The following is a 16,768-nucleotide window of genomic DNA, read 5'->3' on the forward strand; positions in this document are numbered from 1 at the left end:
TCAGGCTCCCTGCAGCTTCGCCCGGCCGAACAGGCCCTGCGGACGCACGAGCAGCACGATGGCGATGGCGATGTACATGCCGTACGACTCCCAGCCGGGCGCGTACGTGATGAGGAAGCTGTTGATCAGCCCGAGACCGATGGCCGCGGTCATCGCTCCCCAGATCGACCCGAGGCCGCCGACGATGACGACGATGAAGGACTGGATGATGTAGACGGCGTCGAGGCCGGGGGCCACGGTCAGCTGCGGGGCGGCGAGGGCACCGGCGAGACCAGCCAGCGCGGTGCCGAGAAAGAACACGCCTGCCCCGACCCCGCGGGTGCGCACACCCAGCGCGGCCGCGGTGACGCGGTCATGGGCGACAGCGCGGATGCGCACCCCGACCATCGTGCGGTCGAGCATCCACCACAGCGCCACGGCGACAACGAGGCCGATGATCACCAGGAAGACGGCGTAGGACGGGAGGATGACGCCGCCCATGTGCAGCGGCGCCGTGAGCTCCTGAGGCGTGCGAGTCTGGTAGATGCCGGGGCCGAAGACGAGGATGATCGCGCCGTCGAGCATCAGCATGAGGGCGTACGAGGCCAGCAGGTTGATGACATGGCCCTTGTCGTACAGCCGAGTGAAGATCGTTCGTTCGCTCGCGAGCCCGAGGGCCCCCACGATGATGGCGCCGGCGAGGGCGGCGACCAGGAAGGCGGCGAGCCCGACGGTGTGGCCGCCCAGGAGGCTCGCCACGATGTAGGCGCCGAGCGCGAAGATCGCGCCGTGCGCGAAGTTCAGCACCCCCATGACTCCGTAGATGAGGGTCAGGCCGCTCGCGACGAGGAACAGCGGCACGCCGAGGGCGAGGCCGTTCACGATGGCCGTGATGAGTTGAGTCACTGCTCTACTCCTGGGTTGAGGCTGAGGCCGGGAGGAACGAGGTCCGTTCCCCGCCCTCGCGACGCGGGGCGGGGAACGGCGGGACTTACTTGGTGGTGTCCTCGTACGGGACGACGTAGGACTCGAGCACCTTCACGCCGGTGTCCTCGGCGGCGTCGCCGACGGTGTGGGTCACGACGATGTTCGCCGAGCCCTGATGAGTCGTGCCGTCGATCGTGTACTCGCCCTGCGGCGTGGTGAAGGAGACGGTCTTCAAAGCCTCGACGACGGCGTCTGCCGAAGTGTCGCCGGCCTCTTCGATCGCGGCCGCGTAGGCCTTGACGGCGAGGTACCCCTGGTAGCCCCACGAGTCGGGGACCGTGCCGGCGAGCTCCTGGTATGCCTCGACGAACGCGGTGTTCTCCTCGGTGTCGTAGGCGAGGTAGTTGTAGTCGTACCCGTTGTAGATCTCCGGCGCCGAGCCGCCGAGCGACGTGGCGATCGGCCAGTAGCTGCCGGAGTTCACCACGACGTCGTAGTTCGCGAACAGGTCGTACTGCGTCGCCTGGTTGATGAACGACGAGGTGCCCGAACCGTACGTGCCCAGGTACAGGCCGCGCTTCTCGCCGTCCTTCGACGCGCCGGCGAGGGCGGAGATCTGCGAAGTGTAGTTCTGCTCGTCGAGCGGGACGAAGTACTGCACGTCCGCGCTCAGGTCCATGCCCTGAGCCTCGAGCTCCTGGGAGAACTGCTCCCACTGCAGGTGACCCGAGACGTAGTCGAACGCGAACACGTCATAGGTGGTGACATCCGGGGCCGCTTCGTACATCGTGCGTGCCAGAGCCAGCATGTCCTGCTCGCTCGTCGCGCCGACGCGGAAGAAGCGCTCGAAGGGCGCTTCGGCGCCATCGACACCCGTGAGGTCGTCGTTCGTGCACGTCGTGGTGACGAAGGACGCGCCGAGCTCGTCGACCAGCGGAGCGAGCGCGAGGCAATTGGCGCTGGAGAGCTCACCGAACATGAGGTCGTGCCCCTCGGACACGGAGTCGCGCACGGCCTGGACCGACGCCTGAGCGCCGTCGGCCGTGTCGCTCTTGGTGATCTCCAGCGGTCGCTCGAGGACGCCGCCGGCGGCGTTGATCTCGTCGACGGCGACCTGGGCGCCGAATTCGATCTGTGCGCCGGTGTCAGCGAACGCGCCCGACAGCGGGGCGAGCATCGACAGCACGACGGGGTCGCCGCTGGGGCCCCCGCCGTTGGTCTCGCCGTTGTCGTCACCACCGCTGGTTCCAGCGCATCCGGTCAGTGCGAGGAGCGCTAGCGCTGCTCCCGTGATCGCCCACTTCTTCGTAAGCACGGGCTTCCTTTCTGTCAGAGACGGATGTCGAGCGCATCCGATGAGGAGAGCATACACACGTTTATCAAATATCTTTGATAAAGCATCCAACTCATATGACGCCACGCTGATGGAGCTCCTCGATGGAAGCGTCGTCCCAACCCAGCTCGCTCAGAACCTCCTTCGCGTCCGCGCCCAGCTCCGGTACGCCGCGCCGGGCGACGAGGGGCGAATCCGAGAGCGAGAAGGGGGATCCGACGACCCTGCTCTCCCCTTCGGGCCCGACCGGCACGTCGAAGAACATGCCGAGTGCGGCAAGCTGCTCGTCCCCGGCGACGGCGGGCAGATCGTTGATGGGGCCGGACGACACGGATGCTTCGCCCAGCCGGCGAAGCGCCTCCTCGGTCGTCAGCTTCCGCGTCGCCGCAGACACGGTCTCCACGAGCTCGACGGTGTGGGCATAGCGGTGGGCCAGTGAGCTGAAGCGCGGATCGGACGCGACGTCGGGGATGTCCAGAGCGGTGCAGCACCGTTGCCACATCGGTTCATTGGCATTCGAGATGACGATCCAGCCGTCCTGCGTCGGAAACGCCTGGTTGGGGATTCCGAGACGGTTGGCCGTCCCCAGCCGCTCGGGCACCGTGCCCTTCTGCCAGTACTCGACGAAGAAGTAGTTGAGCATGCTGACCATGCCCTCGAGCATCGAGGTCTGCACGTGCTGTCCCTGACCCGACCGCTCACGCGCGAACAGCGCCGCGAGGATCCCGAGGGCGGAATTCGTACCCGCCGTGAGGTCGGCCACCGCCGTCCCCACACGGACCGGGCCGCCGCCGGGCTCGCCTGTGAAGCTCAGCAGTCCGCTGTAGGCCTGGATCACGAGGTCGTTGGCCGCCCGCTCGGCCAGGGGGCCTTCTCCGCCGAAGCCGGAGATCGACGCGTAGACCAGGCGCGGATTCATGGCATGCACGCTCTCGTAGTCCAGCCCCCACCGCGCCATCTGGCCGGTCTTGAAGTTCTGGACGAGGACGTCCGCCTCCCGCACGAGAGTGTGTGCGATCTCCCGACCCTCCTCGGAGCCGAGATCGAGCTGGATGCTCCGCTTGTTGCGGTTCAGAGCGATGAAGGACGCGCCCATACCGTCGTCCCCGACTCCCTGGCCGTACCGACGTGCGGGATCGCCACCACCGACGCGTTCGACCTTCACGACATCGGCACCGAGGTCACCGAGGATCTGCGTCGCGTGCGGGCCCGAGAAGATGTGGGTGAAGTCGACCACCTTGATGCCGTCGAGGACTCCGCGGGACGCCCCGTCGTGTGTAGTTTCCACATCGCTCCTTGATCGTGTATCAAATATCATAGCAACCGGCGGCTATCGGTCGCGTTCGGATCCGGCGACGAAGGAGTGGGCATGAGCATCCCGAAGACCATGAGGGCCGCTGTCCTCGCCGACGGCGAACCCCGCCTCGAATTGATGGAGATCGACACACCGCAGCCCCAGGCCGGCGAGGTCCTGGTGGAGGTGATCGCGTGCGGCGTGTGCCACACCGACCTCCACGTCATCAAGGGCGAGGTGGCCTTCCCGCGCCCCGCGGTCATGGGGCACGAGATCTCCGGCCGGATCGCCGCTCTCGGCGAAGGGCTGGACGACGCCGGCCTGTCGGTCGGAGACGTCGTGGTCGGCGGATTCATCATGCCGTGCACGACCTGCGATGCCTGCAGGCGAGGACGCGACGACCTGTGCGCGAACTTCTTCGCTCACAATCGCCTCCGTGGCACTCTCTACGACGGAACCAGCCGCCTCCGGATGCCCGACGGATCGTTCCTCGCGATGTACTCGATGGGTGGCCTGGCGGAGTACGCCGTCGTCCCCGCCTCCGCCCTCACGCGCGCTCCGGAAGGGCTCGACCCCGAGTCCAGCGCCATCCTCGGATGCGCCGGCCTCACGGCCTACGGCGCGACCTTCCGCCAGGGTCGCGTCACACCGGGCAGCTCGGTCGTGATCGTGGGGGCCGGCGGAATCGGCTCCAGTCTCATCCCCATGGCGAAGGCGGCCGGCGCGACCCGGATCATCGCTGTCGATATCGCGGCCGAGAAGCTCGAGAACGCGGCGGCGCTGGGCGCGACCGACACGGTCGACGCCCGAGTCGGCGATCCGGTGGAACAGGTGCGCGCGATCTCCGGCGGCGGAGTCGACGTGGCCTTCGAGGCCCTCGGCAACCCGGTCACGTTCCGACAAGCCGTCGGAATGCTCGGCGATGGCGGACGGATGGTGGCCATCGGCATCGCTCCCGCCGGCGCCGAGGCATCCATCGAGATCACCCCTCTCGTGCGACGCGGATACGAGATCGTGGGCTCGTTCGGTGCACGCACCCGCACAGACCTGCCGGAGGTGGTCAAACTCGCCGCTGACGGCGCGTTCGACGTCGAATCCCTCATCACCCGGCGGTACACACTGGATGAGGCCGACACCGCCTACCGGGACCTTGCTGCGGGCACGATCACCGGGCGTGCCGTCATCTCTATGAGCAGCAGGTCGGAGTCGACCCGATGAGCCTGTCCGTGGAGGACCGCCTCGACATCCACGACCTCTACATGCGGTACACCCACGCCATCGACCGCGCGGACGGGGCGGCGTGGGCCGCCTGCTTCACCCCTGACGGAAGTCTCGAGATCCCCTATCGCTCACAGGTGACCGCGGGCAGCGAGGCGTTCCACGCCGTCGCCGACTCCTACGGAGCGCGTTCGGGCGGCTACACGCGTCATGTCACGACGAACGTCGCCTTCCGGGAGCAGGCGGGGCTCGTCATCGGCGAGGCGTATCTGCTGATGCTTCGCGGCGGCTGGGAGGCAGCGGCCCCCGTCATGGAGATGAGCGGGCGATACGACGACGAGATCGTCCGGCTCGATGACCGGTGGGTGTTCCGGCGTCGCGTGCTGACCGTCGACACGCGTCCCGCGTGAAACATAGCAAGGGTATATAACACAGGTATACTTCTGGAGTGACCCATGAGGATGACCTGCTGCAGTTGATCGTCGCCGCGCACGCGGTGACACGCATCGCGGCGCTCGAGACGAAGAACGACGCGCCCGCGGCGCAGTGGCGCACGCTGAAGCTGCTCATCGACGGCGGACCCTCCCGCGTGGGCGACCTCGCGGTGCGAAGCCGCGTCAGTCAGCCGGGCATGACGCGACTGGTCGGGCAACTCGATGAGGCCGGCCTCGTGGAACGCCGAGTGGATGCTGCGGACGCGCGCGTCCAGGTCGTCTCGGTGACCGACGTCGGCAGAGACGCCTACACCTCGTGGCAGCGGCAGCTCAGGGACGCGCTCGCGCCGCACTTCGCGCACCTGGACGAAGTGGAGTGGGACTCCATCCGCGCCGCGGCCACCATCCTCACCTCCGCCACGACGGCGGAGCCGGCACTCATGACCGGGAGCGCGCGGTGAGCGGCGGCGTCAGCGTCTGGCGCCAGCCCGCCCAGGTGTGGGCGGTCGCGTTCGCCTGCGTCGTCGCCTTCATGGGAATCGGACTGGTCGACCCGATCCTCCCCGCCATCGCCGATTCGCTCGAGGCGACACCGACCGAGACCGAGCTCCTCTTCACGAGCTACCTGCTCGTGACGGGTCTCGCCATGCTCCTGACGAGCTGGATATCCAGCCGCATCGGCGCGAAGGCGACGCTCCTGGTCGGCCTCGCGCTCGTGCTCGCATTCGCGCTGCTGTGCGCGCTGAGCGGCTCGGTCGACGCGATCATCGGCTTCCGCGCGGGCTGGGGGCTGGGCAACGCGCTGTTCATCTCGACCGCGCTCGCCTCCATCGTGGGAGCGGCGGCCGGCGGCAGCGCCGCGGCGATCATGCTGTACGAGGCGGCCCTCGGGCTCGGCATCGCCATCGGACCGCTCCTGGGTGGCCTCCTCGGCGAGGTCAGCTGGCGCGGGCCGTTTTTCGGTGTGGTCGCTCTCATGGCGATCGCGTTCGTCGCGGTAGCCGTGCTCCTGCGTGGGCCGAAGGGCCCCCGGGTGCGCATCCCTTTCTCGGCGCCGTTTCGTGCGCTTCGACGTCCGGCACTCGCCGTGCTCGCCGGCGCGGCCCTGTTCTACAACATCGGCTTCTTCGTGCTGTTGGCGTTCTCGCCGTTCCCGCTCGGCTTCGGTGCGATGGGCATCGGACTGACGTTCTTCGGCTGGGGAGTCGCGCTGGCGATCACGAGCGTGTGGGGCGCTCCTCTTCTCCTGCGACGGATGCCGCGCAGCACGGCCATGCTCGTGGTGCTCCCCGCCCTCGCGGTCGACCTCGTCGTCGCAGGGCTCGTCGTCGCCGTCCCTGGCGCGCTCGTCGTCTGCATCGTCGTGGGCGGGCTGCTCCTGGGCCTCATGAACACGATCCTCACCGAATCGGTCATGGAGGCCACCGACCTCCCCCGGCCGGTCGCGAGCTCGGCGTACTCGGCGGTGCGGTTCCTCGGGGGCGCCGCGGCCCCTCCCCTCGCCGCGCTCCTATGGCATGCCTTCAACGCAACGGTGCCGTACCTGGTCGCCGCTGCATCCGTGCTCGTCGCCGCTGTCGTCCTGGCCCTCGGGCGCCGCACACTCACTCGCATCGACCGTCGTGAGGCGGATGCGGCAGAAGAGGGCGCCGCTGTTCTCATCGGGGACGCAGCCTGACGCTCCCAACGGCGCCGTCGACCCCGCCGGATCGCGCTCACGTGCGGTAGCGCGACGCCAGCTGGGGAGACTGCGCGCCGAACGCCGCGAGGTCGGCCTCGAACACCGCGCGAAGCAGTTCCGCGTGCTCGACGCCCGGAGCCGTCACGGTCTCCCCCAGCTCCATCCCGCGAAGGCTGGCCGTCACGACGTCGGCGGCGCTCATCCGCGGGACGGCACTGAGATCGAGGCCCTGCCGCTCGTGGAACTCCGTGGCCACCACCCCGGGTACGACGACCTGCACCGTGACGCCGTGCGGTGACAGTTCGGCGTGGAGTGTCTGCGACAGCGCGACGACGTAGGCCAGGCCCGACGCGTACACCGCGCGGCGGAGCGCGACCTGCTCGAGCGAGGCGGGACCGCTGAAGGCGATCATCCCCGCGAGGTTGATGACCTGTCCGGCCCCGCGGCGCACCATCCCCGGCGCGATCGCGCGGGTCAGAAGCGTCGGGGCGAGCACCTTGACCCCCACGAGCTCCTCGGCCTCCTCCTCGGGAAGTTCGATGAACGGCTTGTAGTGCGCCACGCCTGCGTTGTTCACCAGGACCGTGACGGGTTGATCTCCCACCGCCCGGAGTACGCCCTGGATTCCTTCCCGGGTGGCGAGATCTGCCGCGACGCTCTGCACGCGCACGTCGGGGAATTCGCCCGCGAGCTCTCCCAACCGCCCCGCTCGTCGACCCACCACGATCAGGTCGACGCCCTGAGAGGCGAAGCGGCGAGCGAACTCACGGCCGATCCCCGACGATGCCCCCGTCACCACGGCAAGACCGCTCATCATGCTCTCCTTCTCCCCCACGATCGGCAGGGGTCCTCGACGCGCCGAACCCGGATGCGGTCGGTCGCGCTCACTCCGTCATCCATGCTCGAACGGCCCTCGGGCGCGCGGGTATGCCCTGCGGACAGTGGTCCTCGCAGGACCACGATGGACGGATGGGCCCACCGACCTAGACTGCGAGCATGACGGCGGGCGAGAACCTCCTCGGCGAACACCTGCGCGCGCTCCGCTCCCGGGTCTCGCCCGAGGAGGTGGGACTCCCCGGCGGACCCAACCGACGTGTCCCCGGTCTCCGGCGATCGGAGGTCGCGCTCCTGGCCGGTATCAGCGCGGACTACTACCTCCGCCTCGAGCAGGGGCGCGACCGCCGGCCCTCCCCGCAGGTTCTCGAAGCCCTCGCCCGCGTCTTCGGCCTCGATGCGACGGGCACGCGATATCTGCTCTCGCTCGCGGAGCAGCATCCGTCGCGCTCGCGGAGGAGATCGGGACGGGAGACCGTCCCCGACGGCACCCGCAAGCTCCTCGCGTCACTGACGATGCCCGCGTTCGTCGAGGGGCGCTTCCTCGACGTGCTCGCCGCGAATCCTTTCGCCACCGCGCTCTCTCCGCGGCTCGCTCCCGGCCGCAACCGCCTGCTCGACGTGTTCCTCGACCCCGACGAGCGCGCGTTGTACGCCGACTGGGATGACACCAGCGCGCGACTGGTGGCCGGCTTCCGCCGCTCGGTCGGCGCGGACACCGACGATCCGCGGTTCGCGGAGCTTGTCGGAGAGCTCTCACGCGCCAGCGATCGGTTTCGCGATCTCTGGGCGCGGAGCGATGTGGAGCCCCGCCAGAGCTGGCCGCTGACGATCGAACACCCGCTGGTCGGCGGCATCACGCTCAACCGCGAGAAGCTCATCCTGGGCGACACGCTGCACTCTCTCGCTCTCGTGATCTATCACCCTGATCTCGGCAGCGACAGCGCCGCGCGACTCGCCCTCCTCACGTCGCGGACCACTACCCCTACGGTTGTGACGCGGACCGATCAGGGCTAGAACGGTCGTCGACAGGCACTGCGGGTGCGATCACGACGTGGGCGGGAGGTCCCGCTCAACCTTCGGGCGCCTCAGTTCCCTGGCAAGTTGCCAGCCTCCGGCCGCGACAACGATCAGGCCCACGATGAACAGTCCGATCCGCATCCAGGCCGGCAGGTTCTCATAGAAGAACGAGGGAGCGGCGAAGATGAAGGTCGCGGCGATGAAGTACCAGACCGCGAGCTGCGTCGGTTTCCCTTCGGGATGCGTCATCGTTCGACGGTAGCGCGCCGATCGTTCACCGGCCTCCGTCGAGAGGGGGATACGCACGCTCGCCTCTCCCGAACCACGACGACAGGCACTCCGGTCCGCGGCATTGGGTGACGGTCAGCACTCAGTGCCCAGCAGAAGCGAAACGCCCGGCCTGACCAATAGCGGTCGGACCGGGCGTTTCTCGGTGGTGCACCCCCTGGGACTCGAACCCAGAACCCACTGATTAAGAGTCAGTTGCTCTGCCGATTGAGCTAGAGGTGCGTGATGCGCCGGGTTGGCGAGAACCCGGCGAACCGAGGGTCAACGTTACCATCTCTGTCGTCGCCGCCGCGAATCGCGCAAGCGTCGCCGGTATCCTGGACGACGTGCCCCCCGCCGACGCGCTCCCCTTCCTCACGGGCCCCTTCGCCGACGACCTCGCCCTCGCACTGAAGCTGGCGGATGCCGCCGACGCGGTGGCGATGGGGCGCTTCGACGCCGCCGACCTCGACGTCAGCGCCAAGCCCGACGCGTCGTTCGTGACGGAGGCCGATCTCGACACCGAACGCGCCATCCGCGCGCTCCTGGAGGCCGAGCGTCCCGACGACGCGGTGCTCGGCGAGGAGTTCGGTACGGCTGGCTCGGCCTCCCGCCGCTGGGTGATCGATCCGATCGACGGCACCCACAACTATCTGCGAGGAATCCCGGTGTGGGCGACCCTGCTCGCGCTCTCGATCGACGGCACTCCTCGCGTCGGCGTCGTCAGCCAGCCGGCGATCGGGCGGCGCTGGTGGGCGGCCGAGGGCGCAGGCGCGTGGACGAACACGCCCGATAGCGGCAGCCGCCGCATCCGGGTCTCCGACGTCTCCGACCTCGAGCGGGCGAGCATCAGCTTCCAGAGCATCGAGCAGTGGGACGAGGCCGGTCATCTGCCGGCGCTGCTCCACCTGACGACGAGGGTGTGGCGCGACCGGGGATACGGCGACGCCCTCCCCTACATGTGGCTGGCGGAAGGGCGCTTGGAGATGGTCGCGGAGTTCGGAGTGAAGGAGTACGACATCGCCGCGCTCGCGCCGATCGTCACCGAGGCCGGCGGACGGTTCACCGCCTATGACGGCAGCGGCTCGCTTACCGCGGGGTCGTCGCTGGCCACCAACGGCGTGTTGCACGACGCGATCCTCGGCATTCTCCGCCTGGCCGACGGACCGACGACAGGAGCATCGGTATGACCGCTCGACGCGCGTCTGCGGGCGCCGCCATCCTCCTGTCCGTTGCGCTCTTGGCCGCATGCGGCAGCAGCAACACTCCCGAGACAACGCCCACCACGCCCGCCCCGCCCACCGCGGTTCCGACCTCCCCCGCTCCGACGCCATCCGAGGGTGAAGCCGACGCCGTCGAGGCCACCTGCGAGACGATCATCCCCGAGACGGTCGTCGAGGAGTTCGCGTCGGTCGGGTGGACCGCCAAAGCGGACATCTTCCGCATCGGTTCGCAAGAGGTCCCCGACGGCATCCTCTGCACCTGGGGCGACTACAGCGTCGCCACCGATCATGTGCAGGTCTTCGGGTGGGCGCCCATCAGCGAGGCCGACGCGGATGCTGCCCAGTCGGAGCTGCTCGGCAGCGGATGGCGACGCGAGGAGGGCGAGGGCGGCTCATACATCACGGAAAGCGCCGAGACCGCCATCGCACCCGATGAAGAGGGATACGGATTCACCTACTTCTTCGGAGACGGCTTCGTGACCCTCGCCGACACGAAGCAGAGTCTTCTCCTGGTCGAACGGCCCCGGTCGTAACACGGCGATGACCCTCGCGCCGAGCGGATCGGCGCCCCGTTCGCCTGAGCGTCGCGTGAGCGCGGCCGTCTACCAGACGATGCCGCCGCCGATGGAGATGCCGCCCCAGGTCAGCGCGATAAAGATCGCGGCGAAGACGACCGGCGCGATCCCCTTGCCGCTGCGGGCCAGGCCCTTGAGCAGGGCGATCACCCCGAAGATCGCGGCGACGATCGACAGCCCGCCCCCGAGGATCAGCCCGATGAACAGCGGGATGGGCATGAGCACGAGGCCGGCAAGCCCGAACCAGAAGGCGGCCCACGCGGTCGGGTTGGAGCGGCGTTCGACAGAAGACGACATGCATCCAGTATCTCGTGGCGGCAGCTCGTGCGGCGCCGCCGGCTTCTCGGAGCGGGCGGGCCGTCCGCCGCTTACGCTGCGGGCCGCAGTTCCCGGATCATGTCCTTGAGTTCGTGGATCTCCTGCCGCAGCTCCTCGACCTGACGCTCGGTGGCGGTCGTGGTCTTCGTGGCCTGGTCGGCGACTCGTTCGACGATCCACGACGCAAGGGTCGCCGTGACCACACCGATCAACGCGATCCCCCCGATCATGAGCCCCACCGCCGCGATGCGGCCTGCGATGGTGATCGGGTAATAGTCGCCGTATCCCACGGTCGTGATCGTGACGAACGACCACCACACGGCATCGCCGAAGGTCGTGATGTCGCCGCCGGCGCTGCGTTCGGCGTCCAGCACGGCGAGGGCAGCGATGAACACGACGAGGACGGTGGCGCCGACGGTGTAGACGACGACCCGACCGCGTAGCAGCGTGCCGGTTCCGCGACCGAGAATCGCCAGCACCGTGAGGAACCGCATCAGCCTCAATGGTCGGAGCATCGGCAGCACGACGATCGCCAGATCGAGCAGGTGCCGGTAGAACCACCGCCAGCGGTGCTCGGTGATCACGAGCCGCGTGGCGTAGTCGATGGCGAAGACGAACCACGTCGCCCACAAGACGATCTCGCAGGCGGCGCTGAGCAATCCATCGGGGCGAGCGAGGATCTGGACCGCATACGAGACGAGGAAGAGGATGGCGGCGATCGTGAGGGGCCACTCGGTGACCTTTTCCCAGCGCGCGATTCGGTGCCCATACATGCTGGCGATTATCTCGGGGCGGGGCACAGGGCGACGTCATCCCTCGCCGGGACGCGAGTCGGTGATCGGGTCGACATCGTGATCGCCTACCGGGGCGCGACGACGCCGAATGCGTGGGCGAATTGCGGGCGAATGGCAACCCCCAGGAACGAGAAGGGCCCGAGAGCCGCGTGATTCCGCGGCTCTCGGGCCCTCCTCTGTGACAGCGGTTCGTGGAGATGGGGGGAATCGAACCCCCGTCCATCGCTGGGATATCGCGGATTCTCCGGGCGCAGTCTGTGCAGACGTTCTGCTCGGCTCCGACCTTTGTCACAGACACCTAAGTCGACGAGCCCAGCCTGGGAAGAGTCCCGAGCGGCGTCCAGACGCCACCGCTCAGCAAGTCCCCTAGATGACGCCAGGGTCCGTAGCGGGAACACCTACGGTCTGACGGAGTTCAGGCTCGCTTAGGCAGCGAGGGCGAACTCAGTGCGCTTTTGTTCGGCACTTATTGGTTTACAGGGATCGTTTACGAGATAACCCTGTGTCCTCGGCCCGCTTCACGCGAATTCGCAGGCGATGTCGAAACCGATCATCCCCGTGATCCTCCGAAGGAGGGCCGCTGTCACACTGTGGAATTGCCATCCCGGATGCCGAAGCATCCGAGCATTACAGACTACAACGGATACGGCGGTCATGTCATTCCGAAGCACACGCTCTTCGTACGATGAGAGGGTGACTTCTGCCGCTCCCGCTCGCCGCCCCGCAGTCCAGATCACGCTCGAGGTGGTGCGGACCACGTGGCTCACGCCCGGTCTCGTGCGGGTGACGCTGGGCGGACCAGGCTTCGCGGACTTTCCCGACCGCTCTGAGACCGACAAGTACGCCAAGCTGTTCTTCCCGCCGGCCGGCAGCGCGCTCACTCCGCCCTACAACCTTGCGGAGCTCCGTGAGACCGTTGCGTTCGAAGAGCTTCCGAGCATGCGCACGTACACGATCCGGGGCGTCGACGCCCAGGCTGGCACGCTCGACATCGACTTCGTCGTCCACGGCGACAGCGGAGTGGCGGGCCCCTGGGCCGCAGCGGCGTCGCCCGGCGACGGCCTGACGATGTCGTCCCCCGGCGGCGGGTTCTCCCCCGACGCGAGCGCCGATGAGCTCGTCCTCATCGGCGACGAATCGGCACTGCCGGCGATCGGGGCGGCGTTGGCGGCGGCGCATCCGCACGTTCCCGTACGCACGATCATCGAGACGCGCTCGGAGGAGCACCGCCTCCCGCTCTCGGGAGACGTCTCGTGGGTGGAGGAGGCGCACGGCTCGCCCGGCACGCGTCTCGTAGCGGCCGTCTCGTCTCTCGACTGGCCCGCGGGGCGCGTGCAGGTCTTCGCGCACGGCGAGCGAGAGGCGATGAAGGCGCTGCGGCCGATGCTCGCGGAGCGCGGGGTCGCCCGGTCCGACTTGTCGCTGTCGGCCTACTGGGCCGCCGGTCGCACCGAAGACGCCTTCCAGGCCGAGAAGCGCCTGCCGGTCGGTCAGATCTTCCCCGACTGACGCGCCACGCATTCCCGGCCGGATCCGGGACAACATTCCGGACCGATCGGCTCAGCAGCTCCCAGAGGGCGTCGCGCGCGCCTCCGACGCCGAAGCATCCGGAATGTTGGCCGGTGCCGTTCGCACATCGCACCGTATGCTCGCGGCATGAGCGAGGTCATCGTCACCGTCCGCGGCGAGAAGGAACGAAGCGTCGCACCCGAGCGGGCCGTGCTGCAGCTCGCCGTGCGGGCCGATGGCCCCGAGCGCGGCAGAGTCGTCGAACGCGTCACCGGTCGCGCCGAGCCGCTCCGGGACGACCTCATCGCGCACCAGCGCTCGGGTGAGGTGATCGAGTGGTCGAGCAACCGCGTCTCGGTGTGGTCGGAGCGCCCCTGGAACAGCGAAGGACGTCAGCTCCCTCCCGTGCACCACGCCTCGATCGAAATCTCAGCGACCTTCGGCGACTTCGCCGCGCTGTCGTGGTGGGTGGGCGAGAGCGCCGACACCGAAGAGGTGCAGATCACCGACGTGCGGTGGGAGCTGTCGCCCGAGACCCGCGCCGAGGTGGAGCGGCACGTCGCCGCCGAGGCCGTCCACGTTGCGGTGGAACGAGCCCGCGCGTATGCCGAGGCGCTCGGCCTGGAGTCGGTCTCACCGCTGGAGATGGCCGACGCCGGGCTTCTGCTGCCGAAGGCCGATCAGCCTCCGCGGATGCTGCGGGCGATGGCGGTGGATGCATCCGCCCCCACGCTCGCGCTGCAGCCGGCAGACATCGTCGTCGCGGCCGCTGTCGAGGCGCGGTTCCTCGCCCGCTGAGGCGATTACTCGCCGAGGCGATTACGGCTGCGCATCGCGCGCTCGGCCTCACGCTTGTCTTCGCGCTCGCGGATCGTCTGACGCTTCTCGTATTCGCGCTTGCCCTTGGCAACGCCGATCTCGACCTTCGCCCGGCCGTCGGCGAAGTACAGCCGAAGCGGCACGAGGGTGTATCCGCCCGCCGAGACAGCGTGCGAGATCTTGATGATCTCGTCCTTGTGCAGCAGAAGCTTGCGGGTGCGCTTGGCCGAGTGGTTCGTCCAGTGCCCCTGGGAGTACTCGGGGATGTGCACGGCGTCGAGGAACACCTCGCCACCGTCGACGTAGGCATAACCGTCAGTGAGGTTCGCGCGCCCCTGGCGGAGCGACTTCACCTCGGTGCCGGTGAGCACCATGCCCGCCTCGTACGTCTTCTCGATGTCGTAGTCGTGACGGGCGCGACGGTTGGTCGCGACCAGCTTCTCGCCCTTCTCGCGAGGCATGTCCCACCTCCTCCGGCATCGTCGGGCATATGCAGCCGTTCAGTCTACAAGGCTGAGGGCCGGGCTCGGTGCGCCGGTCAGGTGCGGAGCCAGCGACGGATGGCGAATCCGGCCGACAGAGCCGCGAGGACGACGCCGATGACGATGATGATCGGGACGACCAGGGCGATGTCGGCGGCCCCCACCCACGTGGTGACGAACGTGATTCGGTTGCGGAGATAGTCGTCGACGCCGAAGTTCACGATCGCCCATACCGCGGCGCTCGCGAGCGCGGACCCGATGAGCGCGGCGAGAACGCCCTCGAGCACGAACGGCGTCTGGATGAAGCGGTTCGAGGCCCCCACGAGCCGCATGATGCCGATCTCCCGTCGTCGCGCGAACGCGGAGAGACGGATGGTCGTCCCGATGAGGAGCACCGCAGCGATCAGCATGAGCACCGCGATGCCGATGGCGATGTAGGTCGCGACCGTCAGCGCCGAGAACAACGGCTCGAGGTACTGCATCTGGTCGGTGACCTCTTCGACACCCGCCTGGCCGCCGAACGCCTCGGCGATGACGTCGGCCTGGCTCTGATCGATCAGGTTGATGAAGAAGCTCGCGTTGATCTGGTCGGGGGTGAGGATATCGGCGTAATCCTCCCCGAGTTGCGCGAGCGCGTCTTCGTAGGCCTGGTCGGCCGTCACGAAGCGGTAGTCACGGATGAGAGGGGCAATGGCGTCGCCCTCGAGCGTGGTCCGCACCGCCTCGATCTGCTCATCGCTTGCGACGCCGTCCACGCAGGTATCGCTCTCGGACAGGCTCGTGCACATGTGCACAGCCACCTGCGCGCGGTCCTTCCAGAACTCCTGCATCTTGCCGATCTGCATCTGCATGAGCATGGCGGCGCCGACGAAGGTCAGCGAGACGAACGTGACGAGCACGACCGAGATGACCATCGAGGCGTTTCGGCGAAGGCCCGAGAACGCCTCCGAGAGAATCAGGCCGACCCTCACGAGGTGGGCCCCACTTCGTCGTTGCGGTCGTCGAGGCCCAGACGGTCGGCGAGGCCCAGCTCATCCACGTTCACCTCGGGGAGGTTCACCGCGACCGGCCGTGTGTGCGTCGAGGGTTCGGGCGCAGAGCGCGGCTCGGCCGACGGGCCGGAGGAAGCACCGGATGCTGCCGGGGCGCTGTCATCCGCGGCCGCCCGCGTGATCTCGGGCCCGAGCGCATCGGCGGCGACCGGGGCGAGCTCGGCGGCGGCCGTCTGCAGTGCGGCGTCGGCGGCCGGCACCGCGCCGGCGACCTCGCGCTGCACCTCGAGCACGGCGGTGAGGGCGGCCACGGCCGCTGCACCCTTTTCGACCTCGGGCTTCAGGCGCGGCAGGCTCGACGTGTCGCCGTACCCGCCGTGGCGCTCGTCACGAACCATCTGCCCGTTCTGAAGCTCGATCACGCGCCGCTGCATCTGGTCGACGAAGCCTGCCTCATGGGTGGCCATGACCACCGTCGTGCCGCCGGCGTTGATGCGGGCCAGCAGCTGCATGATGTCGATCGAGGTCCCCGGGTCGAGATTTCCGGTGGGCTCGTCGGCCAGCAGCACCTGCGGACGGTTAACGAGAGCGCGCGCGATGGCGACGCGCTGCTGCTCACCGCCGGAGAGCTCGTGCGGAAAGCGCTTCTCCTTGCCGGCAAGACCCACGAGTGCGAGCACCTCGGGCACAGCCTGCTGGGTGAAGGCGCGCGATGATCCGGTGACCTGCAGGGTGAAGGCGACGTTTTGGAACACCGTCTTGGTCGGCAGGAGCCGGAAGTCCTGGAACACCGCGCCGACGTGGCGCCGGAAGTACGGGACTTTGCGGTTGGACAGCGTGCGAAGGTCACGGCCGAGCACGACGACGCGTCCTTTGGACGGCGTCTCCTCGCGAAGGATCAGCCGCAGGCAGGAGGACTTCCCGGAGCCGGAAGCACCCACGAGGAACACGAACTCTCCGCGTTGCACCTCGAAATCCACATCGTCCAGAGCGGGTCGTGAGGTGCCGCGGTACCGCTTGCTGACGTTTTCGAACCGGATCATGGCGCATTGAGCCTAAGTGCCGGTGC

At 68.3% G+C, this 16,768-nt stretch carries 19 protein-coding genes, 1 tRNA gene and 1 other RNA gene; 9 read left to right on the top strand and 12 right to left on the bottom strand.

Going from position 1 to position 16,768, the window contains the following annotated elements:
• The 3 genes from ACTU3I_RS14770 to ACTU3I_RS14780 all read right to left on the bottom strand — a co-directional run bounded on the left by ACTU3I_RS14770 (position 1) and on the right by ACTU3I_RS14780 (position 3,527).
• Positions 1–885: a branched-chain amino acid ABC transporter permease gene (locus ACTU3I_RS14770; RefSeq protein WP_442926475.1), complete on the bottom strand. Its 885-nt coding sequence runs from the start codon at positions 883–885 to the stop codon at positions 1–3.
• Between the two features lie 85 nt (positions 886–970).
• Entirely contained in the window at positions 971–2,221 is a 1,251-nt protein-coding gene (locus tag ACTU3I_RS14775) for an ABC transporter substrate-binding protein (protein WP_442926476.1), read from the bottom strand.
• 91 nt (positions 2,222–2,312) lie between these two features.
• Positions 2,313–3,527, bottom strand: a complete 1,215-nt coding sequence (locus tag ACTU3I_RS14780) for a CaiB/BaiF CoA transferase family protein (RefSeq protein WP_442926477.1) — start codon at positions 3,525–3,527, stop codon at positions 2,313–2,315.
• A gap of 81 nt (positions 3,528–3,608) precedes the next feature.
• Between ACTU3I_RS14780 and ACTU3I_RS14785 the strand changes: the two genes are divergently transcribed.
• Genes ACTU3I_RS14785 through ACTU3I_RS14800 form a run of 4 tightly spaced genes read left to right on the top strand, consistent with a single transcriptional unit; the run spans position 3,609 to position 6,863 of the window.
• Positions 3,609–4,751 (top strand): zinc-binding dehydrogenase, encoded by a 1,143-nt coding sequence (locus tag ACTU3I_RS14785; protein WP_442926478.1) that lies wholly within the window; start codon positions 3,609–3,611, stop codon positions 4,749–4,751.
• Positions 4,748–5,161, top strand: coding sequence for a nuclear transport factor 2 family protein (locus ACTU3I_RS14790; RefSeq protein ID WP_442926479.1), 414 nt, complete (start codon positions 4,748–4,750; stop codon positions 5,159–5,161). Before ACTU3I_RS14785 ends, ACTU3I_RS14790 begins: the two co-directional genes overlap by 4 nt.
• A 38-nt stretch (positions 5,162–5,199) precedes the next feature.
• Entirely contained in the window at positions 5,200–5,646 is a 447-nt protein-coding gene (locus tag ACTU3I_RS14795; protein ID WP_442926480.1) for a MarR family winged helix-turn-helix transcriptional regulator, read from the top strand.
• A complete protein-coding gene (locus ACTU3I_RS14800) occupies positions 5,643–6,863 on the top strand; it encodes an MFS transporter (RefSeq protein WP_442926481.1) in 1,221 nt (406 codons plus the stop codon). The genes ACTU3I_RS14795 and ACTU3I_RS14800 overlap by 4 nt, the downstream gene beginning before the upstream one ends.
• Before the next feature lie 37 nt (positions 6,864–6,900).
• On the opposite strand, the gene ACTU3I_RS14805 is transcribed toward ACTU3I_RS14800, so the two are convergent.
• On the bottom strand, positions 6,901–7,680 hold the full coding sequence (locus ACTU3I_RS14805) for an SDR family NAD(P)-dependent oxidoreductase (RefSeq protein WP_442926482.1): 780 nt from the start codon (positions 7,678–7,680) through the stop codon (positions 6,901–6,903).
• Positions 7,681–7,862: 182 nt separating this feature from the next.
• Between ACTU3I_RS14805 and ACTU3I_RS14810 the strand changes: the two genes are divergently transcribed.
• A complete protein-coding gene (locus ACTU3I_RS14810; protein WP_442926483.1) occupies positions 7,863–8,717 on the top strand; it encodes a helix-turn-helix domain-containing protein in 855 nt (284 codons plus the stop codon).
• A gap of 30 nt (positions 8,718–8,747) precedes the next feature.
• Here the strand turns inward: ACTU3I_RS14810 and ACTU3I_RS14815 are convergent, their stop codons facing one another.
• A complete protein-coding gene (locus ACTU3I_RS14815) occupies positions 8,748–8,969 on the bottom strand; it encodes a hypothetical protein (RefSeq protein ID WP_442926484.1) in 222 nt (73 codons plus the stop codon).
• A gap of 185 nt (positions 8,970–9,154) precedes the next feature.
• A tRNA-Lys gene (locus tag ACTU3I_RS14820) sits at positions 9,155–9,230 on the bottom strand.
• 104 nt (positions 9,231–9,334) lie between these two features.
• Between ACTU3I_RS14820 and ACTU3I_RS14825 the strand changes: the two genes are divergently transcribed.
• Both ACTU3I_RS14825 and ACTU3I_RS14830 read left to right on the top strand, forming a co-directional pair.
• Positions 9,335–10,177: an inositol monophosphatase family protein gene (locus ACTU3I_RS14825; protein ID WP_442926485.1), complete on the top strand. Its 843-nt coding sequence runs from the start codon at positions 9,335–9,337 to the stop codon at positions 10,175–10,177.
• On the top strand, positions 10,174–10,743 hold the full coding sequence (locus ACTU3I_RS14830) for a hypothetical protein (RefSeq protein WP_442926486.1): 570 nt from the start codon (positions 10,174–10,176) through the stop codon (positions 10,741–10,743). Before ACTU3I_RS14825 ends, ACTU3I_RS14830 begins: the two co-directional genes overlap by 4 nt.
• A gap of 69 nt (positions 10,744–10,812) precedes the next feature.
• On the opposite strand, the gene ACTU3I_RS14835 is transcribed toward ACTU3I_RS14830, so the two are convergent.
• From ACTU3I_RS14835 to ssrA, 3 genes are all read right to left on the bottom strand, one after another.
• Positions 10,813–11,082 (bottom strand): hypothetical protein, encoded by a 270-nt coding sequence (locus ACTU3I_RS14835; protein WP_442926487.1) that lies wholly within the window; start codon positions 11,080–11,082, stop codon positions 10,813–10,815.
• Positions 11,083–11,153: 71 nt separating this feature from the next.
• Complete coding sequence (locus ACTU3I_RS14840) at positions 11,154–11,876, bottom strand: potassium channel family protein (protein ID WP_442926488.1); 723 nt, start codon at positions 11,874–11,876, stop codon at positions 11,154–11,156.
• A 210-nt stretch (positions 11,877–12,086) separates the two neighbouring features.
• Positions 12,087–12,455: a transfer-messenger RNA gene (gene ssrA, locus ACTU3I_RS14845) on the bottom strand.
• A gap of 135 nt (positions 12,456–12,590) precedes the next feature.
• On the opposite strand from ssrA, the gene ACTU3I_RS14850 reads away from it, so the two are divergent.
• Both ACTU3I_RS14850 and ACTU3I_RS14855 read left to right on the top strand, forming a co-directional pair.
• Entirely contained in the window at positions 12,591–13,406 is an 816-nt protein-coding gene (locus ACTU3I_RS14850; RefSeq protein WP_442926489.1) for a siderophore-interacting protein, read from the top strand.
• Between the two features lie 147 nt (positions 13,407–13,553).
• Positions 13,554–14,204: an SIMPL domain-containing protein gene (locus tag ACTU3I_RS14855; protein WP_442926490.1), complete on the top strand. Its 651-nt coding sequence runs from the start codon at positions 13,554–13,556 to the stop codon at positions 14,202–14,204.
• Positions 14,205–14,209: 5 nt separating this feature from the next.
• On the opposite strand, the gene smpB is transcribed toward ACTU3I_RS14855, so the two are convergent.
• The 3 genes from smpB to ftsE all read right to left on the bottom strand — a co-directional run bounded on the left by smpB (position 14,210) and on the right by ftsE (position 16,742).
• Positions 14,210–14,686 carry an SsrA-binding protein SmpB gene (gene smpB / locus ACTU3I_RS14860; RefSeq protein ID WP_442926491.1) on the bottom strand — a complete coding sequence of 159 codons (477 nt, stop codon included), beginning with the start codon at positions 14,684–14,686 and terminating at the stop codon, positions 14,210–14,212.
• Between the two features lie 77 nt (positions 14,687–14,763).
• On the bottom strand, positions 14,764–15,678 hold the full coding sequence (ftsX, locus tag ACTU3I_RS14865) for a permease-like cell division protein FtsX (RefSeq protein WP_442926492.1): 915 nt from the start codon (positions 15,676–15,678) through the stop codon (positions 14,764–14,766).
• Positions 15,675–16,742, bottom strand: coding sequence for a cell division ATP-binding protein FtsE (ftsE, locus tag ACTU3I_RS14870; protein ID WP_442926493.1), 1,068 nt, complete (start codon positions 16,740–16,742; stop codon positions 15,675–15,677). Before ftsE ends, ftsX begins: the two co-directional genes overlap by 4 nt.
• Positions 16,743–16,768: the final 26 nt, after the last annotated feature.

The sequence above is a fragment of the Microbacterium sp. RD1 genome (assembly GCF_052220165.1).
GTDB lineage: Bacteria > Actinomycetota > Actinomycetes > Actinomycetales > Microbacteriaceae > Microbacterium.